The sequence below is a fragment of the Chryseobacterium sp. GTID13 genome, from assembly GCF_056172655.1.
In genome coordinates this window covers 483,085-507,252 of sequence record NZ_JAOCMB010000005.1, presented here as the reverse complement: position 1 = coordinate 507,252, position 24,168 = coordinate 483,085, and the positions used below count along the sequence as shown (strand labels likewise).

At 38.4% G+C, this 24,168-nt stretch carries 21 protein-coding genes and 3 pseudogenes; 11 read left to right on the top strand and 13 right to left on the bottom strand.

The genetic code is table 11. The features are described 5' to 3' along the window. The first annotated feature begins 3 nt into the window (after positions 1 to 3). The 6 genes from N4G44_RS08350 to N4G44_RS08325 all read left to right on the top strand — a co-directional run bounded on the left by N4G44_RS08350 (position 4) and on the right by N4G44_RS08325 (position 6,468). Complete coding sequence (locus tag N4G44_RS08350; RefSeq protein ID WP_474925928.1) at positions 4 to 1,248, top strand: DUF1015 domain-containing protein; 1,245 nt, start codon at positions 4 to 6, stop codon at positions 1,246 to 1,248. Positions 1,249 to 1,395: 147 nt separating this feature from the next. After that, entirely contained in the window at positions 1,396 to 2,706 is a 1,311-nt protein-coding gene (locus N4G44_RS08345; RefSeq protein WP_474925927.1) for a M28 family peptidase, read from the top strand. Between the two features lies 1 nt (position 2,707). Beyond that, positions 2,708 to 3,832 carry a M20/M25/M40 family metallo-hydrolase gene (locus tag N4G44_RS08340; protein ID WP_474925924.1) on the top strand — a complete coding sequence of 375 codons (1,125 nt, stop codon included), beginning with the start codon at positions 2,708 to 2,710 and terminating at the stop codon, positions 3,830 to 3,832. After that, positions 3,793 to 4,065, top strand: coding sequence for a hypothetical protein (locus N4G44_RS08335; protein ID WP_474925923.1), 273 nt, complete (start codon positions 3,793 to 3,795; stop codon positions 4,063 to 4,065). The genes N4G44_RS08340 and N4G44_RS08335 overlap by 40 nt, the downstream gene beginning before the upstream one ends. 3 nt (positions 4,066 to 4,068) lie before the next feature. Continuing rightward, a complete protein-coding gene (locus tag N4G44_RS08330) occupies positions 4,069 to 5,427 on the top strand; it encodes a M20/M25/M40 family metallo-hydrolase (protein WP_474925921.1) in 1,359 nt (452 codons plus the stop codon). Positions 5,428 to 6,204: 777 nt separating this feature from the next. After that, positions 6,205 to 6,468, top strand: a complete 264-nt coding sequence (locus N4G44_RS08325; protein WP_474925920.1) for a hypothetical protein — start codon at positions 6,205 to 6,207, stop codon at positions 6,466 to 6,468. Positions 6,469 to 6,566: 98 nt separating this feature from the next. Here N4G44_RS08325 and N4G44_RS08320 read toward each other — a convergent pair whose 3' ends face one another. The 6 genes and pseudogenes from N4G44_RS08320 to N4G44_RS08295 form a co-directional block, all read right to left on the bottom strand. Further along, positions 6,567 to 7,733: a retropepsin-like aspartic protease gene (locus N4G44_RS08320; protein ID WP_474925919.1), complete on the bottom strand. Its 1,167-nt coding sequence runs from the start codon at positions 7,731 to 7,733 to the stop codon at positions 6,567 to 6,569. A 138-nt stretch (positions 7,734 to 7,871) separates the two neighbouring features. Next, positions 7,872 to 8,912 carry a peptidylprolyl isomerase gene (locus N4G44_RS08315; protein WP_474928307.1) on the bottom strand — a complete coding sequence of 347 codons (1,041 nt, stop codon included), beginning with the start codon at positions 8,910 to 8,912 and terminating at the stop codon, positions 7,872 to 7,874. An 81-nt stretch (positions 8,913 to 8,993) separates the two neighbouring features. After that, positions 8,994 to 9,506 carry an FKBP-type peptidyl-prolyl cis-trans isomerase gene (locus N4G44_RS08310; protein WP_474925917.1) on the bottom strand — a complete coding sequence of 171 codons (513 nt, stop codon included), beginning with the start codon at positions 9,504 to 9,506 and terminating at the stop codon, positions 8,994 to 8,996. Positions 9,507 to 9,810: 304 nt separating this feature from the next. Continuing rightward, entirely contained in the window at positions 9,811 to 10,863 is a 1,053-nt protein-coding gene (locus N4G44_RS08305) for a spondin domain-containing protein (RefSeq protein WP_474925915.1), read from the bottom strand. Continuing rightward, positions 10,860 to 11,102, bottom strand: coding sequence for a hypothetical protein (locus N4G44_RS08300; RefSeq protein WP_474925912.1), 243 nt, complete (start codon positions 11,100 to 11,102; stop codon positions 10,860 to 10,862). The genes N4G44_RS08305 and N4G44_RS08300 overlap by 4 nt, the downstream gene beginning before the upstream one ends. Positions 11,103 to 11,214: 112 nt before the next feature. After that, positions 11,215 to 12,287, bottom strand: a pseudogene (locus tag N4G44_RS08295) (branched-chain amino acid aminotransferase). Between the two features lie 85 nt (positions 12,288 to 12,372). Between N4G44_RS08295 and mnmC2 the strand changes: the two are divergent. Both mnmC2 and N4G44_RS08285 read left to right on the top strand, forming a co-directional pair. Beyond that, positions 12,373 to 13,047, top strand: coding sequence for a tRNA (5-methylaminomethyl-2-thiouridine)(34)-methyltransferase MnmC2 (gene mnmC2 / locus N4G44_RS08290; RefSeq protein ID WP_474925907.1), 675 nt, complete (start codon positions 12,373 to 12,375; stop codon positions 13,045 to 13,047). Positions 13,048 to 13,335: 288 nt separating this feature from the next. Then, the gene (locus N4G44_RS08285) at positions 13,336 to 13,752 is read left to right on the top strand and encodes an NUDIX domain-containing protein (protein ID WP_040999013.1); all 417 of its coding nucleotides are present in this window, start codon (positions 13,336 to 13,338) and stop codon (positions 13,750 to 13,752) included. Positions 13,753 to 13,775: 23 nt separating this feature from the next. Here the strand turns inward: N4G44_RS08285 and N4G44_RS08280 are convergent, their stop codons facing one another. Beyond that, complete coding sequence (locus N4G44_RS08280) at positions 13,776 to 14,480, bottom strand: DUF4294 domain-containing protein (protein ID WP_474925901.1); 705 nt, start codon at positions 14,478 to 14,480, stop codon at positions 13,776 to 13,778. A gap of 51 nt (positions 14,481 to 14,531) precedes the next feature. On the opposite strand from N4G44_RS08280, the pseudogene chrP reads away from it, so the two are divergent. Together chrP and rpe are read left to right on the top strand one after the other, a co-directional pair. Further along, positions 14,532 to 15,603, top strand: a pseudogene (chrP, locus tag N4G44_RS08275) (chryseobasin maturation metalloprotease ChrP). A gap of 334 nt (positions 15,604 to 15,937) precedes the next feature. Beyond that, entirely contained in the window at positions 15,938 to 16,588 is a 651-nt protein-coding gene (gene rpe / locus N4G44_RS08270) for a ribulose-phosphate 3-epimerase (protein WP_474925899.1), read from the top strand. A 327-nt stretch (positions 16,589 to 16,915) separates the two neighbouring features. Here the strand turns inward: rpe and chrI are convergent, their stop codons facing one another. From chrI to chrA, 3 genes are all read right to left on the bottom strand, one after another. After that, positions 16,916 to 17,407 carry a chryseobasin maturation helper ChrI gene (gene chrI / locus N4G44_RS08265; protein ID WP_474925897.1) on the bottom strand — a complete coding sequence of 164 codons (492 nt, stop codon included), beginning with the start codon at positions 17,405 to 17,407 and terminating at the stop codon, positions 16,916 to 16,918. 292 nt (positions 17,408 to 17,699) lie between these two features. Next, positions 17,700 to 18,539 carry a multinuclear nonheme iron-dependent oxidase gene (locus N4G44_RS08260; RefSeq protein WP_474925896.1) on the bottom strand — a complete coding sequence of 280 codons (840 nt, stop codon included), beginning with the start codon at positions 18,537 to 18,539 and terminating at the stop codon, positions 17,700 to 17,702. A 3-nt stretch (positions 18,540 to 18,542) separates the two neighbouring features. Then, positions 18,543 to 18,755 carry an MNIO class RiPP chryseobasin precursor ChrA gene (gene chrA, locus N4G44_RS08255; protein ID WP_474925894.1) on the bottom strand — a complete coding sequence of 71 codons (213 nt, stop codon included), beginning with the start codon at positions 18,753 to 18,755 and terminating at the stop codon, positions 18,543 to 18,545. A gap of 189 nt (positions 18,756 to 18,944) precedes the next feature. On the opposite strand from chrA, the pseudogene N4G44_RS08250 reads away from it, so the two are divergent. Further along, positions 18,945 to 20,788: pseudogene (locus N4G44_RS08250) on the top strand (alpha-L-fucosidase). Positions 20,789 to 20,847: 59 nt separating this feature from the next. Here N4G44_RS08250 and N4G44_RS08245 read toward each other — a convergent pair. The 3 genes from N4G44_RS08245 to N4G44_RS08235 form a co-directional block, all read right to left on the bottom strand. After that, positions 20,848 to 21,264, bottom strand: coding sequence for a nucleoside-diphosphate kinase (locus N4G44_RS08245; RefSeq protein WP_474925892.1), 417 nt, complete (start codon positions 21,262 to 21,264; stop codon positions 20,848 to 20,850). A 586-nt stretch (positions 21,265 to 21,850) separates the two neighbouring features. Beyond that, the gene (rsgA, locus tag N4G44_RS08240) at positions 21,851 to 22,777 is read right to left on the bottom strand and encodes a ribosome small subunit-dependent GTPase A (RefSeq protein ID WP_260545190.1); all 927 of its coding nucleotides are present in this window, start codon (positions 22,775 to 22,777) and stop codon (positions 21,851 to 21,853) included. 165 nt (positions 22,778 to 22,942) lie between these two features. Then, positions 22,943 to 24,022 carry a chorismate mutase gene (locus tag N4G44_RS08235; RefSeq protein ID WP_040998996.1) on the bottom strand — a complete coding sequence of 360 codons (1,080 nt, stop codon included), beginning with the start codon at positions 24,020 to 24,022 and terminating at the stop codon, positions 22,943 to 22,945. Positions 24,023 to 24,168 lie beyond the last annotated feature (146 nt).

Below are 24,168 nucleotides of genomic sequence, written 5' to 3'. Positions count from 1 at the left end.
ACTATGCCTGTTTTTAAACCTTTCCGTGGAATAAGACCTCATAAAGACTTTGAGAGCACTTTCCCTACCCATCCGCTGGACAATTTCACCCAAGAGGAGATTGCAGAGAAAGCTCAAGTTGAAAATACTTACATCAATATGATTAAACCCTATGTTGTAAGTAAATCTAAAGATATCGACCGGAATTTAAGGAAGATCCGTTCAACATTTGAAGAACTTCTTGAAGAGAAAAAACTCATCCAGGACAGTTCAGCGTATTATCTTTATGAGCAAATCTATCCCAATAAACAGGTTTTCAGAGGATTACTTGGATTAGCAAGTATTGAAGATTTCTGGAACGGAAAGATTAAAAGACACGAAAGTACCATTCCTCAGAAAAAGGAAAAACTAGCCCATTACCTGGACAAAGTAAACCTTCAGGCTGAGCCGGTACTGCTCACCTACCCTTCCAATTCCAAGATTGAGCTTCTGATGAACCATGAGGAAAAGAACGTTCCTATTTTCAACCATGTTGATTCTATCGGGATCAGGCATAAAATCTGGAGAATAGACAACCGTCTGAAGCTTCAGCAGTTCAAGGAAGTGATCGATCAGATTGATTCTTTCTACATTGCCGACGGTCACCACAGGATCGGTTCCACAGCATTGAATGCAAAGCATCACAAAGAAAAGAATAAAAGGCATAACGGTACTGAGGCTTATAATTTTGTATACAGCTTCATCGTCTCCAACCAATCCATCAAGATCCACGATTACAACAGAATATTATCCGATCTTAACGGACTTTCCAGCGAGGAGTTCTTAAAAGAGCTGGACCAGTATTTCCTGATCCACGAAAAGGGTGAAACTCCCTATTTCCCTTCACAGAAGTTCCACATTTCAATGTACCTGGACGGTAAGTTTTACTCTCTTCACGTGAAGCACGACCTGCGTTCTACAGAAATGTCTCTTGATAATCTTGACCACCATCTTTTGGACAAATACATTTTCAAGAATATCCTGAAAATAGAAAATTCCGACAGCTCTGAAAAGATTTCCTATATAAAAGGGACGTCCAACATTCAGGGAATTAACTTTTTAAAGGAGAAAATAGACAATGGTGAAGGCAAAGTAGGCTTTGGGATTTACCCGGTGAGTTTTAATGATATGATTAAAATTTCGGATCTTAAGCTCAGTATGCCTCCAAAATGTACATTCATTGAACCGAAACTGGTTACAGCCCTGTTAATGTATGATATGAAACCTTAATAAATTCCTAAATTTTCCCTACTTTTATCTTCGGAAAAAGAAAGGTAAATAAAAAATGAAAAAAATCTTCATTATACTTCCACTCTTTTTGAGTGGATTTTTATTTTCTCAAAAAAGCCACAGAAAAAACCGGTAAAAAAAACAACCGTGGCTAAATTCAACTATCATGATGAATTCAAAAGAATCTCCGACGAGGTAATGACCAACGGTACTGCCTATGAAAATCTTGGCGAGCTTACCAGAGGGATCGGCCCCCGCTTCAGTGCAACTCCCGGTTATATGAAAGCGGTGGAATGGACTGAGAAAAAACTCAAATCTATCGGTATTGATATGATCTGGCGAATGGAAGCCAAAGCCCCGGTCTGGATAAGAGGAAGAGAAACTTTGCAGATAAAAGCAGGGAATGGAGACTGGACGAATATCAGAATGCTGTCTTTCGGGAATTCCGAAGGAACAGGCGGGAAAGACCTTACAGGGGAAATTGTTTTGATCAATTCAACTTCTGAGCTTAACGCCATGTCCATTAAACAATTGAAAGATAAAATTGTTTTTGTTAATCTTCCGATGGACCCAAAGATCATTAATACAAGTGATTCTTATTTAATTACCGCAAAATCTAAATTAATTTCCGCTTCCGTGATTGCTAAAACCGGAGCAAAAGCTTTAATTATAAGGTCTTTAACAACAGCTACGGATGATACACCCCATGCAAAAATGGTGTATTACGAACCCGATGACAAAGTAAGGATTCCGGCCTTATCTATTGGAGTAAAATCCGCTGATGAACTGGAAAAATTATTAAAAAGCCAGAAAGTTACCGCCAAACTGAATATGACCGCACAATCAAAAGGTGATACTACCAATCCGAATATTATTGCTGAAATTCAGGGTAAAAAAGATTCTAAAGTGATTGTTCTAGGAGCTCAGTTAGATTCATGGGATTTCGGTGAAGGAGCTATTGATGACGGAACGGGTGTTGCCCAGTGCATTGAAGTTTTAAGGACATTCAAAGCGCTTGGCATTGAAAATAATCATACGATAAGGATTGTTTTATATGCAAACAGCGAAAACGGAGGGCAGGGACGCGAAATGTATGCAGCCTATGTAAAAAAGAAAGATGAGAAGCATGTTTTTGCTTTAGGAACGGATGCAGGAGGATATTCTCCGAGAGGATTTTCATTAGATATGCCGCCACAAAGACGAAGACAGATCTTCGAATGGAAAAATTATTTTCTTCCCTACGGTATTTATGATTTTGACCAGACTGAAGCGATCCAGGATATTTCTCCACTGAAAAAGCTGGATATTCCCTTAGCTGAATTGGTTGTAGATACTCAAAGATACTTCGATTACCACCACTCCGAACAGGATACTTTCGATAAGGTGAACAAAAGAGAACTTCTTTTGGGAGCAGTCGCCATGACACAACTTATTTTTATGATCGATAAAAACTGGTAAAATGAAAAAGACTACCATCCTTTCACTTTTAATGGTAAGCATAGCTGCTTTCGGGCAATATAAAGAAGATTCGATACAGTTCAGCAGGATTTCTACGGAAATACTGAACAATGGGAAAGCTTACAACGAACTGAAAGACCTTACTAAAAACATCGGAAACCGTTTAAGTGGCACCGAAGCCTATGAAAAATCTGTGAAATGGGCAGAACAGAAGCTCCGGGAAGCCGGTGCGGATAAAGTTTGGCTGCAGGAAGTAATGATTCCGGTCTGGGTAAGAGGAAAAGAATCCCTGCAGATTAAAACCGCAGACGGAAAGTGGAAAAAACTGAAAATGCTTTCTCTCGGAAATTCCGAAGGAACAGGCGGAAAAGATGTCTCCGGCGAGATTATCATGGTAAGATCATTAGAGGAATATGACAAGCTTCCGGCAGTTCAGGTAAAGGATAAGATCGTATTCTTTAACTACCCTTTTAATCAGTCACATGTACAGACTTTTATTGCTTACCGGGAAGCTGGGGCATACAGACGTTCGGCAGCTAATCTGAATGCTCAGAAAGGAGGGAAATTTGCCATCATCAGATCTTTATCTTCTGCTTTTGATGATGTTCCCCATACAGGCAATATGCGCTATGACGACAATGTTTCCAAAGTCCCTGCGGTAACTATCGGAAATACAACTGCTGATGAACTGGAAGCCTTATTAAAAAATAAAAAAATTACAGCAAAGCTCAATTCCAACTGCGGAATGAAAGGTGAAAAACTCTCCCATTCTGTGATCGGTGAGATTACCGGAAAAAAGGACCAGAGCGTGATTGTTGTCGGAGGACATCTGGATTCATGGGATGTAGGTGAAGGTGCTCATGATGACGGTGCCGGAATTGTACAGAGTATTGAAGTTTTGAGAACATTTAAAAAGCTTGGAATTAAAAATAACCATACCATCAGAGCTGTTTGTTTTGCCAATGAAGAAAACGGAACCAAAGGCGGAAAGCAGTATGGAAAAACAGCAAAAGAAAGCAATGAAAAACATCTTTTTGCGATAGAAACCGATGCAGGGGCTTCTCTCCAAGGGGTATTTCACTGGAAATGGATGACAAAAACAGAAACCAGATCAAAAGCTGGGTGAATCTCTTCCTGCCTTACGGAGTATACAATTTTGAAGGTAAATATTCAGGGTCTGATATCGCTCCACTGCATGAAATGGAGGTTCCCACCGCAGAACTGGTTCCTGATCCGCAACGTTATTTCGATATTCACCATACAGAAGAAGACACTTTTGAAAAAGTAAACCGCAGAGAATTGCTTCTCGGTGCCGCGGTAATGACACAACTTATTTATATGATCGATAAAAATTGGTAAACTATGAAAAAGATAATTGGAACTTCATTATTATTCCTGGGAATAGCTGCTTTTGGCCAGTCCAAAGAAGATTCCGTCCAGTTCAGCAAAATTTCCACAGAAATCCTGAACAACGGAAAAGGCTATACAGACCTTAAAGATTTGACTAAGAATATCGGCCACCGCTTAAGCGGCTCTCCGGCTTATGAAAAGTCCGTAAAATGGGCAGAACAGAAGCTCCGTGATGCCGGTGCCGATAAAGTATGGCTTCAGGAAGTAATGGTTCCCGTCTGGACCCGAGGAAAAGAATCTCTCCAGATTAAAACCTCTGACGGCAAATGGAAGAACCTGAAAATGCTATCCCTCGGAAATTCTGAAGGTACCGGAGGAAAAGATGTTTCCGGCGAGATCATCATCGTGAAATCTATGGAAGAATATGATAAGCTTCCGGCAGATCAGGTAAAGGATAAAATCGTGTTCTTTAACTACCCTTTCAGCCAGTCTTTTGTAGAAACATTCAGAGGCTACAGCGACGCTGCAAAATACAGGGTAACCGCTGCTGCTTTAACGGCTAAAAAAGGAGGTAAATTTGCCATCATCAGATCTCTTTCTTCCGCCTTTGACGATGTTCCGCATACCGGAGCCATGCGTTATGAAGATAAAGTTTCAAAAATTCCGGCTGTTACCATCGGGGCCACAACAGCTGATGAACTTGAAGCCCTTTTAAAGACCCAGAAAGTCAGTGCAAAACTTAATTCCAACTGCGGGATGAAAGGTGAAAAACTCTCCCACTCTGTCATCGGTGAAATCACCGGCACGAAAGATCAAAGTGTAATTGTAGTTGGCGGACATCTGGATTCATGGGACGTAGGCGAAGGCGCACATGATGACGGCGCAGGAATTGTACAAAGTATTGAGGTTTTAAGAACATTCAAAAAACTGGGGCTTAAAAATAATCATACAATCAGGGTTGTTTGCTTTGCCAATGAAGAAAATGGTGTAAAAGGAGGCGTTCAATATGGAAAAACGGCCAAGGAAAAGAATGAGAAGCATCTTTTTGCCATAGAATCCGATGCCGGCGGCTTTGCTCCAAGAGGAATTGCACTTGAAATGGATGATGAGAAGAGAAACCAGATTAAAAGCTGGGCCAGTTTATTTTTACCATACGGAGTTTATAATTTTGAAGGGAAATATTCCGGAACAGATATTTATCCTCTTCATGATATGGGTGTCCCTACAACAGAACTGGTGCCGGATTCCCAGAGGTATTTTGATATCCATCACACGGAAGAAGATACATTTGAAAAAGTAAACAGAAGGGAGCTTCTTTTAGGAGCCACTGCTATGACCCAGCTTATCTATATGATTGATAAAAACTGGTAGGAATTTGCTCTGACCTCCTTTAAATAGTAAAAATTTCATCAACAAGTTAGTTCTGATGAAGCTATGTATGGCTTTATGGAATTAACTTGTTGATTTTTTGAAGTATGGATAGGACAAGTGTTTCTGATCGTAGAACCACCCCGTCAAATCTTTGATTTGCCACCCCTCCGGAGGAGGGGAATGCTGGGCCCGGAGATTGAAAATGGGTTGGTTCAGTAAGTTTTTAAATTTTCTTTTATTTATTTTAAAATTAAGTTTTTTCTGTTGTAATAAAGATTTTGAGAGGATTTTTGAATCCTGAACTTAAAGTTACTTAGCAGTAAAAATATATTGAAAAAAATCACTTTGGCATGAAATTCGCAAGCTAAATCATTGAAAAAAATTATTTAAAACACAGACGATGAGAAAAGGTTACTGCGGAAACTTCTGTTTCTGCTGAGCCGGATAGGATTGGTATATATTTTTATATGATCCTTTTTCTTTAGATACCGTATGCAACGGAAAAGATAATCCTCTTATCAATTCCATTTACGATGATGATTGTGTACGGTGTCGTAAAGCTCATGAATCCATTCCCGGATTCAATACTGTTTTTTAATTAAAACTTTTTGGGCAGCTTAAAGCATACCCTTATGTAAAAGAATCAAACGGCCATAAGATCATAACCTTAGCCAAGTTTAACTATGATCCATGTGCTATTTCATGATAACGGAAAATGATTCCGGACCGTTCTATGGAAGAACGGAAAACAGATGTATAACCCTTAAAAAGTGATTAATGATGAGAGCCTTTTTTGAAATGATTTTTAAGAGAAATGAAGATGCCGCAAAATTGAATATCTGGAGCCTGATGCTGCTGATCAGTTTTGCCATTTTTTCCGTACTGGTATATTTTGCATATGCCTCAAAACCTGATTTTAACAGCTTAATAGTATATCTGACCGCATTTGCGGCGTATATCGGTTTTGGAATTGTATTCATCAGTTCCCTTACCGGAAGAATGAATTCTTCTTATATGAGTAAGAAATCAAGAAACATATAACTTTAATTTCTACTTTACTAGAAAGCCGTTCAATAAATTTGAACGGCTTTTTTATTATCTTATGGTCAATACCCTTAAACACAAATTCTCTCGAACACTCAAACTTTTAAAAACTCCTTCTTTTCAAGCTTCACCTGCATTTCCTTTCCCTCTCTTCTGATTTTCAGATCAATTGTTTTCTGTCCGTTTTCCACTCTATTGATAAAATAATGGCAGGCGCCGTCTTTGTCAAGAGTGTCCAGGTTTACGTTATTGATACTGATAATAGCATCTCCCACCTTTAGCGGGAAATTTTCTTCCTGAAATACAAAGGCCACGGTTGGTTTTGAATCTATAAAACGATACCCGAAGCCGAAAGATTCCAGTTTGGCGGGTTCATTTTTAATCTGCTTCATATAAATCTTGTTTCCGGACCAATCGAGGATGAAAACAAAGTTTTTAAAGAAATCATTTCCGATCAGGCTTGCATTTCCGGTAGCAATTATTTCGTTTGCAAAGCTTTTGTTTCCCAATGACAGAGCAGGCGTTCTGAAAATATATCCCGGCAAAGGTTTTCCTGCCCCGTAAGCACCTACAGAGTTGGTTCCATAGATTTCTATGCTCTTTAATGCTTTTTGCGCGTCATATGCAGCATCTGTGATCTTCACTCTTCCGGAAAACCCGGTATCGAATGTAAGATCTATTTTTTTGCCCTGCAGATCAGTTTCTACAACGGGCGTTTTCTGTGGTCTTGGATTGAAAGGAATAACAATATCATAATCTGCAGGATTAAATTGAGCCACGTCTTTTGAAGCTTCAAGGGAATTCTCGGCATAATTGACTTTCCAGGAAAGCTTTGCCATTTGGTTGGCGCCCAGAATACCATCAATTTTGAAGCAGCTTAATTCAGAAATACTGAAGTCCATGACGATCGCCCCGACATTTTTAAAAACAGCCTGATCAACAATCATTTCCGGCAGAATGGTAAAGATCTGCTCCTGCTTGTTTTTCTGTGAATCCTTTACTTTGGCTGTATGCTTTTTTTCAAGCCCCAACTCAGTGTATACTGCTGTAGAAATTACGGTAGGAGCTCCGGTATCAAATAAAAAATTATACGGCTTCCCGTTGATGCTTACCTGTACAAAAGGCAGATCATTAGCAAATCTCAGATTGATTTTTTCTACAGGATTCTGAAGCTTTACTTCCCCACTTTTGAAAAACTTCTTTCCCTGGGCGGAAAAAGTGGCAGTTGATAGAATGAGAAGGGTGTAGAGAACTTTTTTCATTGAATTATTTTAAACGAAAATAGGGAATTTGCATCAAAATAAAAACATCTGTTTTATGATCTGTTGAAACTTTTATTCCATTAATTTTAACAAAAAAAGCCATCCTCACGGACGGCTTCAATATATTTTAAAATTCAATTATTGAACTTTCACAAGCTCAACATCGAAAACTAACCATGCGTTTGGCGGGATAACACCTCCTGCACCTCTTTCTCCATAAGCCATTGCCGGCGGAATCAGTAATGTAGCAGTCTCACCTTCCTTTAATAACAGGATACCTTCATCCCATCCTTTGATCACTCTTCCCATTCCGATTGGAATTTCGATAGGCTCGTTTCTTTTGAATGAAGAATCGAATTCTGTTCCGTCGATTAATTTACCTGCATAATGTACAGATACATTGTCACCCGCTTTAGGAGCTTTTCCTCCTGCAACTGTTTTAGTGATTTTGTAATATAATCCGGATTCAGTTTTTTGCATTCCAGCTTTAAGGTTTTCCACCATTTTCTCCTGGTTAGCTTTGAATTCTTCTTCTTTTTTCTTTCTCTCAGCTTCTTCTTTAGCGATATAAGCTTTGTTGTTTTCTGCGATTTTAGCTTTTCCTTCCGCGAAAGTTTTTGCTGCATCGTAGTTTTTGTATTCGTCTCCTTTACTGAATACAGATACTTTTTCTAAAATAACATCTGTTTTAGGCTTGTCCTGAGCTCCTTTTTCTACGTTAGCGATCGCGTCTATCACATCGTTACCTTTTACCACTTTTCCGAAGATCGTGTGTCTTCCGTCTAACCACGGAGTAGCTACTTCAGTGATGAAAAACTGAGAACCGTTGGTATTAGGTCCTGAGTTGGCCATAGAAAGAATTCCTTTACCTGTATGCTTAAGGTCGTTTTTCTCGTCCTCGAATTTATATCCCGGATCTCCCATTCCTGTTCCCTGAGGATCACCTCCCTGGATCATGAAATCTTTGATCACTCTGTGGAAAATAGTTCCGTCATAATAAGGAACTCCTTTTGCCTTTGCTTTGTTATCTATTTTTCCTTCTGCAAGACCAATAAAATTGGCTACAGTTACCGGTGCTTTTTTGTCTTCGAACTGCACGATCAGGTTTCCTTTAGAAGTCTGAAGATTTGCATAAAGTCCGTCATGAAGACCTTCGTAAGTTTCTTTGTCTACGTTCATTTTTTTATAGATTGGGGTACAACTCATCAGCGAAATACTTGCCGCTGCCAGAATTATATGCTTGTTAAACAATTTCATTATTTATAGCGCTTTTAATTTTATGATTAATGGGATATCGTTGTCTATATTCTTTTCGTCTCCAAAGGTACCGTAGGCCAGTGAAGAAGGGACCAAAAGCGTTACTTCCTCTCCATCATGCATAAAACGCAAGGCATTCTCTACCGCTTTCAGTTCATCAAAATGCCCGAATCTGGCATCTCTTCTTTCAAAAGGTTTATCGTAGATCTTGGTTTCATCAAAATCATACAGATCATAAGAATAAGAAATCGGGGTATTATCCGCTCTTCTTTCTCTCTGATCAAAACCTTCAACACTTACCCAGTAATTAAGCTGTGTAGGATAATACTTTACACTCTGCCCGTTGATCCAGTCCTGAATCTGTCCGCGCTCTATAGTATTCAGATTTCTCATCCTTTCCTTGGAAACATCCAGATCTTTCTGACTCAACACTCCGCCTACAGGAGGATGTGCCACAGGAGCTTTCCGGTTGCAGCTTAAGAGGGTTATTGCTGATATGAAGAGTAATTTTTTCATAAACTTTTGCGAAAATACGCATTTCGGAGAAATATTGTTCCATAGGTTGAAAAAAGATTCAAAAATTAGAAGATCAAAAAATTTAAAAATGAACGATTCGACGATTGATAAATTCCAGACATTTTAAACTTTAATTTTTAACCATTAAGAAGTAATAAGTGTTTAAGATTATTAAGTTAATTCCAGATATATGCTTTAAATCATTACATCAATCATCCGTTCAGCTTGCAGAAATATTTTTGGTCCAAAAACAAATATCACCCATAGCGAGTGATATTTTATTTTTTTATATTAAATAATTGTCTTATTGAATGGTCACTTTAATCATCTGCGGAAGTGAAGGCAGTGTATTGAACTGGTTTGGGTTGGCAAGCTGCTGTACCGGCTGGCTTTCAGCCTGCGCCGGCGCCGCTCCTATATGGGCCCCAGGAAAAGAGCTTTCCAGGGTCCCGCTGTCAAAAAGCCCCATAATAGAAGAAATATCACCTCTGGTGGAACCATCTACCCCATTATTGGTAGCTGCGATAAACCAGTCGTTGGATTGTGCATACATTGTTGCCAGAGCAATACGGTCTCCTTTATGGGCAGATATTACCTGTGAGGCTTTACCGCCATCGTTGCCGTTTATTCTGGGCTGTAAAATACTTGTTGCCGGATCTTTAAGGACGAATACCTGTTTTACTCCGGATTTTGTTTTCAGAAAAGCTGCCAGAACATCGGCATTACCTTGCTGGGAAAGCTCCTTTAAACCCTGGCCGCGATCATTTTCGCCGGTTTTAAATATTGGATTATCGTTACCGCTGTATACTACGACCAGTACAGGTGAGAATGCAGAATTAGAACCTGTAATACCGGTAAGATATTGTTCCAACGTGGTCGTTTTTCCGGTTTCAGCAAGATCTGTCAAGCCATTGGCTGAAGGTTTTCCCGGAGAAAAAATAGGATCCTGTTTCAGAAGTGTTGTTCCTGAGATATGGGAAACAGCCCAGACTCCGGCACTGATTGGAGTTTCATTGGCTGTGCCACCTGAGGTATTGGTTAATTTCAACGTGAATTTTGTTCCTCCTTCATGGGTTATTTCTGCTTTTAATAACTGTGAAGCCGGCAGGTAAGCATGTCCCTGATCATCGGTTCCTGAAACCTCGGCAACATTTTTCACATTGGTTTCTGCTGTACCGGGATGGGTAACTGTAGACCCAGGAACTTCATTAACCCGTGTTCCGTTGTCCCAGAGCTTGATCTGTGAAGATACATCTCCCGTTACCGGATCGCCGTTATTCTGATAGAGCCTGATTCCCGGATTGGCGGGTGCAAAAAACAGGTCATTACTGTTTCCGTACATCGCTGCAAAACTCACCGTTTGTCCTTTTCCTGCATAAAAAGTAAAAGACGCCGATTCCCCGGATTAATCACAGGTGATGAACCTGCGTTCTGGAAGGTTCCAAACTGTGTCAGTGCTTTACTTTCAATTACATTTTCTACAGTTATGGTAGCTGTATCATTTACCAGCATTTCTCCGTCATCATCTTTACTGCATGAGGAGACTGCCAAAACACTGATCATAGAAAGCAGGCCAAGAGGTAATTTGAACTTCACGAATTGCATATATTCTAAATTTTCTGAAAAATTACCAATATTTAACGAGAAAATAAAAAAACCGGCAGAAATTTATTCTGCCGGTTCTATTGTTGAATGAAATAATGTTAAATTAAACAGTTTCCAGAACGTCTTTTTCAACCACAACTCTCCATCCGAAAGGATCTTCGCTAAGGTTGTTCTGAAGATCTGTAAGATCCTTTTTAAGGATTGCTGCAAAGCTTTCCTCATCAGAAAGTTTTGGAAGCTCAAGCTTCTCTCCCTGATATCCCAAAGCCTGGAATACAGTAGTTACAACAGCTGTACCTACTCCCCAAACTTCTTTCAGGGTTCCGTTCTTTTGAGCTTCTATAACGGTTTTTACTGCTACAGGCTCTATTTTCACTTCAATTCCTCTCTTTTTAGCAAGCTGGATAAAGCTGTCTCTTGTTACCCCGTCAAGGATTTTTTCAGAAGTAGGTGGTGTATAAATGGTATCGTTAATTCTTACAAATACATTCATTGTTCCACTTTCTTCAAAATATTCGTGAGTTGCATCATCCGTCCAGATAATTTGCTCATACCCTTCTTCGATAGCAAGCTGTGTAGGATAGAAAGAAGCGGCATAGTTACCTGCTGCCTTGGCAGAACCTACTCCTCCGTTTGCTGCTCTTGAATAATGGTCTGAAATTTTTACGGAAACAGGTTCTGAATAATAGCTCTTTGCTGGCGTTGCAACGATGGCAAACATGTATTTATTGGCTACTCTTGCTTTCAGAGCTTCCTCTGTAGCAAAAATCAATGGTCTGATATATAATGACATTCCTTCTCCCTGCGGGATCCAGTTTCTGTCGATATCCACTAATGCTTTTAATCCGTCTAAAAACATTTCTTCAGTTACTTCCGGCATTGCCAGACGTTTCGCTGATTTGTTGATACGTTCAAAATTCTTTTCCGGCCTGAAAAGGAAAACCTGCCCGTCTTTGTCTTTATAAGCTTTCATACCTTCAAAACAAGCTTGTCCATAGTTTACACCCATCATGGCTGGTGTAAATGGTATTGGGCCGTAAGGAACCAATTTTACATCCCCCACTTTCCATTTTCATACTCACATATCACCATATGGTCGATAAAAGTATTTCCAAATGAAAAATTGTTCGGATCGAAGTCCGGAAGTCTGGAGTTCTCGGTTTTTTGAATTATCATTTTTTAAAATTTTTACGATGTTCTACAAATTTAACATAATTTTCTAAATATAAAAATTTTAGAGTAAATTTGACAAAAAAATAGCTTGAAAAGAGAAATTAAGACTACAAACGACGGAAGTAAAACATTGTTTATCAATGATTTAAATGAAAACTACCATTCTCATCACGGAGCACTTCAGGAAGCAGAACACGTGTTTATCAAAAATGGACTAAATCAAGTAAATGATTACGAAATTAATATTTTAGAACTCGGTTTTGGAACAGGTTTGAATGTTTTGGTGACAATTAATGCATATTTAAAAACTGACAAAAATCATGTCATTAATTACTTTTCCCTTGAAAAATATCCGATAAATGAATCCGAAATTAATGATCTTGCCTATTTTGAGCATTTTGATAACCCGGAATTCAAAAATATTTATCAAAAAATTCATCAGGCAGAGTGGGGAAAATCAACAGAAATAGTTACAGGTTTTAATCTGAAAAAGATTGAATGTGACTTCTTTGACCTGAAAGACATAGACTTACCAAAAATCAACCTTGTCTATTATGACTGTTTCGGAGCGAGAGTACAGCCGGACCTGTGGGAAAAGCCATTGTTTGAGATGGTTTCCGACAAAATGTCCGTTAACGGATTATTAACAACCTACTCTTCTAAAGGAAGCGTAAGAAGAATCCTCCAGGAGCTGAATTTCAAAGTGGAGAAAAAACAGGGACCTCCGGGAAAACGGGAGATGATTAATGCGGCGAAGCAATAGCTGGGCGAAAGGGCTAAAAGGCGAAACTGCCGTGGAGAGCGAAGAAAGCTAAGCAGGCAAATAAGGCTAAGGTATTAGGAATATATAAAAAGCCGGAGAAGTCAAAAATGATAATTAAAAAGAGCAAATAGGCAATTAGCCAATTGAAGCCCTATCCACGAATTTACTTTATCAGCTTTCTTTGCTTTGCCTTACTCCTTTTCGCCCTTTAGCAATTCTGCCTTTTTGCCTTTTAGCCCTTTTGCCCATTCCACTTATTTGCTTATTTTAGCTATACAAAATATTATTATGATTGATAAGATCAACATTAGAGTATATGCATGTGCAGTAAAAGACAAAAAAGTACTGACCCTGTTTGAAGAATATGCCGGTGAACCTTTAATGAAATTTCCGGGAGGAGGCCTGGAATTCGGGGAAGGACTTTTAGAATGCCTTCACAGAGAATTTGATGAAGAGCTGAATGTAAAAATAGAAATTGTAGAGCATTTTTATACGCAGGAAGATTTTCTGGTTTCACGTTTCAGAGAAAATGAGCAGCTGCTTACCATATATTATATAGTAAACATTACTAATGAAGAAGATTTTCTAATCCTTGATCCATGCATTGAAAAAACGGAATGGATTGATATTGACAGACCGGACAATCCTTTTCCACTGCCAATAGACAAAATTGTATTTGATAAATTAAAAGAAAAATTCCTGTAAGCAAGCTTACAGGAATTTTATATTTATTTTCTGACTTTAAAATCGGCGGCTCCGGGATAAGGCTGCAGGTAGCCTGAATTCCAGTTGGACTGAAGAAGGGATTCTATAAACTCATCCGTTCTGTTCGTGTGGGGATTGTATTGGTCTTTCAGGTCAATGTCTGCCATTTTACCTTTTACATTCCACCAGAAGGCGCTCCATCCGCCTCTCATTTCTTTTATGATTTCATAAACATTTTTTCCGGTTGCCCTGTTCATCAGCTTGGCGAAAACCTGGCCTTCAGTTGTTGTAAGATCTCTGAGTTGTTTTTCGTATTGGTCGGCCAGCATGGTCTGTCTGTCTTTTACAAATTTCCTTTTAGCTTTACTGTCCATATCGGTCATATCAGCCTGGATGTCTCTGTATTGCTGAAGTGCAGTGAGAAATAAGGGGTATACCCTGTTCAGCTTTTTATTAAGGAAGTAATAGTAGTTTTTGTCCAGCTGATTATTGAACCGCGGCTTATTCACCAGAACCAGCTCATCCAGTACGACTACGGGTTCACCGTTAATTTCATAAACCTTCATCTTCTGACGCTCATCATAATAGTATCTATTACCGAACTCATCTGTTTTTAAAGATCCAGCGGGATATTGGTTGAGAGGTTTTGCAATGATAGAATCCTTCTGGCCAAAAACACTGACTCCGAAAAAGAAGATAAAAAGACAGACAATCTTACTAAAATTCATTATTTTTACACTTATAATAACAAAAATTACACGCAAAAATCATTCCTTTTTATGAAATTTGAAAAGAAATCTTTGAAATTTTTAGAGAAATATTTAAATACTTCATCACCAACAGGTTACGAACATAAAGGCCAGGAAATCTGGATGGATTACATCAGACCGTATGTAGATAAAATAGAAGTAGATCATTATGGAACTTGCTATGGCATAATTAATCCCGATGCTGAATTTAAAGTAGTAATTGAAGCTCATGCAGACGAAATCTCATGGTACGTGAACTATATTACCGATGACGGATTAATCTACGTAATCAGAAACGGAGGCTCGGATCAAACGATTGCTCCTTCAAAAGTTGTTCATATCCACGGGGAAAAAGGAATCGTAAAAGGGGTATTCGGATGGCCTGCCATTCACACAAGAACCAACCAAAATGAACCGACTCCGAAAATTGAAAATATATTCATCGATTGTGGAGCAATTTCCAAAAAAGAAGTTGAAGAAATGGGAATTTATGTAGGATGTATGATCACCTACCCTGATGAATTCTTTGAAATGAATGATCGATATTTTGTCTGCAGAGCCTTAGACAACAGAATCGGCGGTTTTATGATTGCAGAAGTAGCAAGGCTTTTAAAGGAGAACAAAAAAACATCCCTTTTGGATTGTATATCACTAATTCCGTGCAGGAGGAAGTGGGTCTTTATGGTGCAGATATGATTGCTGATACTATCAAACCCAATATCGCCATTGTGACTGATGTTACCCACGATACAACCACTCCAATGATCGAAAAGAAAAAGAAGGCGACCAGAAATGTGGTGACGGACCTGTAGTTTTCTTTGCGCCAAGCATCCACCATACCATCAGGGAACTGATCATAGATACTGCAAAAAGCAAAAAAATTCCATTTCAAAGAGCTGCGGCAAGCAGGGCTACAGGAACAGACACAGACGCTTTTGCCCACTCTAATGGCGGAGTTCCAAGTGCTTTAATTTCCTTACCTTTGCGCTACATGCATACTACAGTAGAAATGGTATCTAAAGAAGATGTAGGCAACGTAATCCAACTGATTTATGAAACCCTTCTAAAGATCAAGCCGGAAATGAAGCTGAAGTATCATTAAATGAAGAATATCTTTTATCATTTAATCCGAAAGCCCACTTTTATATCAATTTTAACAGCTCTTTTTTTATTTATATAGCTTTTTTAATTGTATATAAAATGTTTGATCCTCCCAAAACAGGCTCAGCATATAATATGATTCTTGAAATGTTATTGATTTTTAGTATTGTACCTTTAGGATTATTTATAATTGACAGGTTATTAGTTATCAAAATTAATTATATCAAATTAACAATCATAGAAACAATTGTATTTGGAGGTATCTTCCTATATTATTTTTTGGTTGTTAATCCGTTTTAAAGGATTGAAATCTAAGTAAAGTATAAAAAGTAAAAATGAAAACGAAGCTTATTGCTCCATCCCTATTATCCGCAGACTTCGGGAATCTGCAAAGAGACATTGAAATGCTGAACAACTCCCAGGCAGACTGGTTCCACATTGATGTTATGGACGGGAGATTTGTTCCTAACATTTCATTTGGCTTTCCGGTCATGAAAACGGTACAGAAGCATGCCAAAAAATTTGTTGATGTCCATCTGATGATTCTGGAGCCGGAAAAGTATGTGGATGAATTTATCGATCACGGTGCGGATCTTGTCTCTGTACATTATGAGGCCTGCACGCATCTTCACAGAACTATTCACCATATTCAGAGCAAAGGGGCAAAGGCTGGTGTTGTTTTAAACCCTTCCACTCCGGTACTGATGCTTGAAGATATTATTGCCGATGTGGATCTTGTTCTTTTAATGAGTGTAAATCCGGGATTCGGAGGCCAGAAATTCATTGAAAATACATACAAAAAGATTGCAGAGACCAAAGATCTTATTTTAAGCAATAATTCTACGGCTCTTATTGAAATTGACGGTGGGGTAAATCTTGACAATGCTTCTAAACTTTTCGAAGCAGGAGCAGATGTTCTTGTAGCAGGAAATGCAGTATTTTCTGCAGAAAGCCCTGAAAGGACAATTGAATTACTCAAGATTTAAAAATCTGAAGTTTTAAACATCTATACGGAAAGGCAGCCTTTGGCTGCCTTTCCTCTTTAAAATTAGCTCAATCGTTCTGTTGAAAATTAGCACAAAAACTCTTTAAAAGTAAACTTTCAAACAATGACAAAGAAAAAGGCAGCCCTTGGGAGACTACCTTTCTTCTTGCGGAATTTGAGCTTATGTGGTTATTAGTTTTTTGTCGTAAGACTTTCAATGCTTAAGATTCCATTGTGCAATTACTGATGTAAATTTCCAAATAAAATCCTATATGGCGCATCCGTAGAAATACTGAATTTTCGATTAAGTATTTCTACGGATTCCAGATTATTCCGGAACAGATCTGTTCCAGATACACGCACAGATTACCAGAACAATACTGATTACTGAAAATACTGTTCTGATATTGTTTAAAAGATTCCAGCGGTTTTCAAAATTGCCGCGCATCTGACTGATTGCCGCTGCTGTCGAAGCATTGATATCAAATTTATCAAGCAAATCATTCAGAGGAACATTTCCGGCAACTGTTACTCCAAAAACGCCTATGAGATAAGCAGCAGTTGCCAGTAAAAGAAAAAGAAAGGCAGGTTGCTCACCCCGAAACAGAAACGTCGTGACCGGAAGTAGCACCGCAGTTCCCATAAAGCTCATAAAAAATATAGGATTAAGGATTTCCCTGTTGATGCTCTGCATCGATTTCAGGTATTCCGCATCGGAAAGCTTACCCAATCCCAGGACTACAGAACATGAATAGGCATAAAAAAGCCCCGCAATTAAAGCCGTAAGTACAGCCGTAATTAATAAAAATAGCGTTGTCATTTTCATATATTTTGATTTGTGATGTATCGTGAAAATATCCTAATAAGGATTCCATTTTTTGATAATTTGCTGTGCGGTTGTAATCATTTCCTTATCCCAGTTTTCTGGTTTGAAATAATAAAATACCTCATTTTTTACAGATTGGGCAGTGTTTCCCTCGAATAGTATTTTTGTGAGTTTTGTCTGCTCTTCATACAGCAGCAGATCCTCCACCGGCTCTGAAGATCCACTTTTTCTTTTATTCCATGCTTTTTTATTCCAGCGGGGAAATCTGAAACTTCAATAATTTCTTTTACTTTGTTAAAATCATCAAAAAAAGCTGTTTTTGAGCTTCGGTATTCAGGGTATGTCCAAGCCTTTCAATAATAACATATTCAAGATTAGGGCATTGGGAGAAAACTTTCGGAAGAACATTTATTATTTCTTCAGGAATATTATCATCATGAGTATCTCTTCTTACAGGTTTGTTTCCATAAGCACTTTCCTGCCAGCTTCCCCCTGAAAGATGAATTTCCTTCACGTTTTCCAAAGGGTACAAATGGATAATTTCCTGCATGTCAATTTCAAAATTACAGGACTGACAGTAGATATTGTGGAGATCAAGAATAAGAAATCCGTCAATATCTTCTATAAGCTTTTCCAGAAATTCACCCTGCTCTTTTACATCATCTATAGAAAATGAAAAAGCAAGATTCTCCACTCCTACCGGAACTTCTACGGCTTCCTGAAGTCTTCTGAGCCGGTCTTTGCCTATCTGAAGGGTTTTGGAATGCAACGGAACGGGCAACGGAACACCCTGATGGAAATTTTCGGTATTCATAAAACCAAAATGTTCGGTAATATGATTGTATTTTCTGTGTCTGAATTCTTCTTTCAGTTTTTGAAGCCAGTCTTTCTGACGGCTTGTCCATCTGGCATCAAAAAGGGAATAATAAACACCATGACCCAGAAGACGGTCATTTTCTGCATAAAAATCAAGAAGTCCGGAAAGCCATTCCGGTTCTTCCACATCATAAAAGGTATCGAAAGACCATTCCAGTACATCCACAAAATTATTTTGCAGGATAGGAAGTATGGCGGAAACAAAATCTGCTTCCGGCATCATAGCCAGTCCTAACAACGGTTTTTTCATATTTTATCCCATTCCACAGGCAGGGCATGCACCACCACTTCCAAGAACAGTGTCTTTTCGGGGTACAAACTTTGTTTCTGCGGTCTTTACAGGCTTTGGAGATTCTGCCTTTTTAGTTTTACTAACCGTTTTTTTTACTTTTTTCACAGGTCTTGTAGTCTGACCTGATACACTTACAGCCAATAAGCTGGCCATTACGAATGCCGGAACTTTCATAATACATTTTTTAATAAAACTTACAATAAGTATTCCAATACGATGATGTTAAAAATACAACAATTTATTCAGTCACCTTTTTAAATTCAATATTAAGCCCTTTATTTTAGGAATTGAATAAGATTTAAAGGCATTATCCGGATAATTAAAACTTCTTTATCTATATTTAAGCTTTAATTTAAAGGAAAAATGAAGAACATCATGATGAAAGCTTTTTTCCTGGGATTGATGGCGGCGTCATGCCATACCAACGCCCAGGAAAGAACTTCTGAAGATAAAAAAATGATATGGTTTAAAAATGCCAAGCTAGGTATCTTTATCCATTGGGGAATATATTCTGTCGACGGAATCTCTGAGTCGTGGTCTTTTTTAACAACTACATCAGCCACGAAAATTATATGAAGCAGCTGAATGGCTTCTCAGCTTCAAAGTACAGACCTGAAGAATGGGTTGACCTGATTAAAAATTCCGGGGCACAATATGCAGTCATCACCACCAAACATCACGACGGCGTTGCACTCTGGAATTCAAAAGCTGAGAAGGCTACAACGATCCCTGAACACTCTTCTGCTAAAAAGGATGTCGTATTCCCTTTTGTTAACAGCCTTAAAAAGTCCGGTCTGAAAACAGGATTATACTTCTCTCTTCCGGACTGGAGCCATCTGTATTATGATATCAGTACCCGTACAAAAAAGCGGTATGAAATCAAAGAAAATCCAAAACGCTGGCAACAATTCATTGATTATTACCAAGCCCAGCTCAATGAACTTTCATCACAATATCACCCTGATTTGTTATGGTTTGATGGTGACTGGGAGCATACTTCTGCTGAATGGCACGCTCCACAGACTTTAGATATATTAAAGAAATACAACCAGGATATTATCATCAATTCAAGGCTGAATAACCACGGTGATTATGATACCCCTGAACAGGGAATTCCTGTGGTAAGGCCCCAAAGTAAATATTGGGAGCTGTGTTACACCATGAATGATTCCTGGGGATACCAGCCTTATGACAATCATTATAAGACTCCCAATATGATCGTGAGAACACTGACAGATGTGATCAGTATGGGCGGCAATCTTCTTCTTGACATCGGCCCAAGGTCCGATGGGACTATTCCCGAAAAACAGGCTGAAATTTTAAAAAACCTGGGAAGATGGACTTCCAAAAACAAAATAGCCGTCTATAATACCTCCCTTGGTATTCCTTTTGAAAATTTTAAAGGAAAATCTTCTGTTTCAGAGAACAAAAAATCAATTTTTCTTTATCTCGAAGAAGCTAAAGATTTTGTAAAAGTATATGGTTTGGGAAGTAAACCGTCTGCAGTAAAGATTGTAGGTGATGAAAATGCCAGGGTAAGTTTTAATTTCAGCAACGATACCACGATGACTCTTGACCTCTCTAAAATTAAATTTGATCAGGATGTTACTACGGTAGAACTTATTTTTAAAGACCCTCCGGTTCTTCTTAAGAATTTTAAACCTGACCTTTACCCTCTCGCCGATATTTTGCAGAATACCAATACAAAAACAGCAGTTTATGACATCGCAAACAGTATTCACAGCGGCAAAAATATACTGGATGGTTCGGGTCTTACCAGCGACGGTGAGGATATGAAAATCCCCGGATCAGAAAAAGCGAATGCGGAAACACTTCAGTGGATCAGCAAACATGCCGAAGCCCTTTATGATACCGGGCAGGGCCTTCCGGAAGGACATTATTCAGGAATGAGTGCGCTTTCCAAAGACAGGCAGACGGTTTACCTTTTTGTAGAAGGCATTCCTACCGGTCCTGTAGCTTTAAAAGGTATCAAAAATAATATTGCAAGGGTAAGGATTGCAGGTGAAGGATCTATCATCAGCCACGAAATATACAACAAGCTTTACTGGAGCGATACACCGGGAATTATATACATTGACATCCCCAAAGACCGGCTCGACAAAAACCTGACCGTGATTGCCATATTGCTGGACAAGCCTTTGGAACTGTACCGGGAAAAGGTCACGGCAATTGAAAATAATTTATAATCAGACAAACAAAAAAGCCGGAGAAAATCTCCGGCTTTATATTTTTTGAGGGGTTTTCCTTAGAAAATTTCTCTTCCTGAAAAATGGAATTGAGCTTCGATAACAGCGTTCTCGTCAGAATCTGAACCGTGAACTGCATTTTCACCGATGCTTCTTGCAAACATTTTTCTGATTGTACCTTCTGCAGCTTCCGCAGGGTTGGTAGCACCAATCAATGTTCTGAAGTCTTCTACTGCATTGTCTTTTTCTAAAACAGCAGCTACGATAGGACCTGAGCTCATGAATTCTACCAACTCACCATAAAATGGTCTTTCAGCATGTACTTCGTAGAATTTTTTAGCGTCAGCAACAGTAAGCTGAGTTAATTTTAATGCTTTGATCTTAAAACCTCCTTCTGCGATCTTCCCTAATATAGCCCCGATATGTCCATCTGCAACTGCATCAGGCTTAATCATAGTGAATGTAATGTTAGACATAAATGTATATTTTTTTAATGCCGCAAAATTACAAAAAATATCTTTGATTTTTATTTTAATTTTTTTTAACATAAAAATAACTTTTATTAAGAAATGGTCCAAAACTTTGGCACAGTAATTGTTAATTCTATTACGATTCTCATGTTTAATTTGAGTTTTCATGGTTATTAGTTTTTACCCAGCTTCGGCTGGGTTTTTTATTGGCAAAAATTCAAGGTTTTTATTGAGAATTTAATAATTTAAAAAAGCGATTAAAATCATATTAATACATTATTGCTTCTTTTTCAATCAATGAAATAATGTTAATTTTTTAATATTTTTTTATTTCATGTATTTGAATTTTAAAAACCTGCCATATCTGGTAAAAATTTAAAGACAAAAGTGGACTTATTGTGAAAAATGTAAGTGTATTTACTTAAGAATAAATATTGTTTGGGGAAAAATTGTGACCGTGAAAAAATAGAGGTCTATGATTTTACAAAATAAAGGCTGCAAAATAGTATTCATCTTTAATTAATAGATGAAACAAAAAGCATATTAAGCCCTTTCCTTAGATATCTAATCCGGGATTAAACTTGATAAAATTTTATTTCTGGGAAGCTTCCTCAGCCTCTTCCATCAATTTTACGTAGTTGGCATAGCGGGAATACTGTATTTCTCCGGTTTCCAGGGAAGCAAGGACAGCACATTTCGGTTCATTGATATGAAGACAGTTGTGGAATTTACATTCTTCCCTTTTCTTGAAAATTTCAGGGAAATAATGCTGTACTTCTTCTTTTTCAATGTCGATCATAGCAAATTCACGTACACCCGGCGTATCGATAACATTACCGCCAAAATCCCAGAAATGCATTTGAGCGAAGGTAGTCGTGTGTTTTCCTTTCAGGTGGGAATCTGAAATTTCAGAGGTTTTTAAATTTAATCCCGGCTGCAATGCATTAACCAAAGTAGATTTCCCGCAACCCGAATGTCCGAAGAATACGGAAGTTTTATCTTTAAGAAGCTCCTGAAGCTGATCAAAATTCAGTTTGGAATAGGAAGAAATTTCCAGAGTGTCATATCCTATTTCCTGATAAAGGAATTCTATATCTTTTACCAGCTCTATTTCTTCATCGTTCAGAACATCGATTTTATTGAACAGAATGAGAGGTGTAATATTATAAGCCTCGCAGCAGGCCAGAAAACGGTCCAGAAAACCAAGTGAAGTTTCCGGATGTTTCAGGGTAAAAATAAAACATGCCAGATCTATATTGGAGGCAATAATATGGGCTTCTTTTGAAAGGTTGACCGATTTTCTGATCAGGTAGTTCGTGCGGGGCTCTATTTTCGTGATCCATGCAATACCGTCTGATTCTAACTGAAACTCTACAAAATCTCCTACAGCAAGCGGGTTGGTAAGCCTTGTTTTAATCAGTTTGAATTTACCCCTGATCCTGGCTTCGAAAATTTTGTCCGTTTCGAATTCCATGACCTGGTACCAGCTGCCTGTAGATTTAATGATTTTTCCTTTCATAAATAATGTGATGCAAATATAAGGAATTAGGGCTTAGAGTTCAGGATATAGTTGAAAACAAAATATAATTTCTCCTATAATCCAAGCACCCTAAGCCCTATTGTTAGTTTTCACAGAAATTCTGGAAGGATCATTCCTTATCCCTTACTTCTGATTCCTAATTCCTTACTTCTCGATCATAATACTGTTCTGTACTTCAATAGATTCTTCATGAATAGCTTTGAAAACCTTCTCAATAAATTCCTGAGACATTCCGGTTTCTTTTGCTTTTTGTGTCGCGTATTCCGTGATCACTTTCCATCTTTCAGGCTGGAAAATTGCTATGTCATTTTCTTTTTTAAGCTTGCCGATCTTTTCGGAGATCTTCATTCTTTGGGAAAGCAGCTCGATCAGCTGGAAATCAAGATCAGAGATCAGGGTTCTGTGTCTTCCCATTTCGTTATCAAAACCTGCAAGACCGGAATTTCTTACTTTCAGATTTCCAATAAGTTCTGCCAATACTTCCGGAGTAATCTGCTGGGAAGCATCGCTCCAAGCCTCATCAGGATTGCAGTGAGTTTCAATAATAGCACCCTGGTATCCCACATTTAAGGCTTCCTGCGTAACATCCGCAAGACCAGTTCTGTTTCCGCAGATGTGGGAAGGGTCTATCAGCATTGGAATATTCGGGAACTGGCTTTTGAAATCAAGGGCGATCTGCCAGTTGGGGTTATTTCTGTATTTTGTTTTCTGGTAAGTTGAGAATCCTCTGTGAATAACTCCCAGATTTTTAATATCCTGTCCTAAAAGCCTTTCCAAAGCACCAATCCATAGGGCAAGATCCGGATTAACAGGGTTTTTAACGAATACCGGCTTATTGGTTCCTCTTAAAGCCATTGCAATTTCCTGAACAGTAAAAGGGTTTACGGTAGATCTCGCCCCGATCCAAAGAACGTCTACATCCGCTTCCAGGGCGGCAAATACGTGATGAGCGTTTGCTACTTCCGTAGCAGTTTTGAAACCGTATTCTTCTTTTACTTTTTTCAGCCAGTTCAGTCCGATCACTCCTACTCCTTCAAAACCGTTAGGCTTTGTGCGGGGTTTCCAGATTCCTGCACGGAAAATAGGCACCTGAGCATTGGTTTCTTTTATTCTTTTGGCGGTTTCAAGCATTTGTGCTTCACTTTCAGCGCTGCATGGCCCGGCGATCATTAATGGCTGCGAAAGCTCGTTGATCCACTCGTTTTTTACATCTTTTAAATTCATATTTTTAAATTTATTGTTTTTTTATTTTCTAAGTTTACAGCAATAGTCCTTTCATTATAAAATTCATTTTATAATTCTTTTCAAAAAATGCCGTTCAAAATGGTTTAAAGGAATCAGGAAAATGTAAGGACTTTACTTCTCCTGTA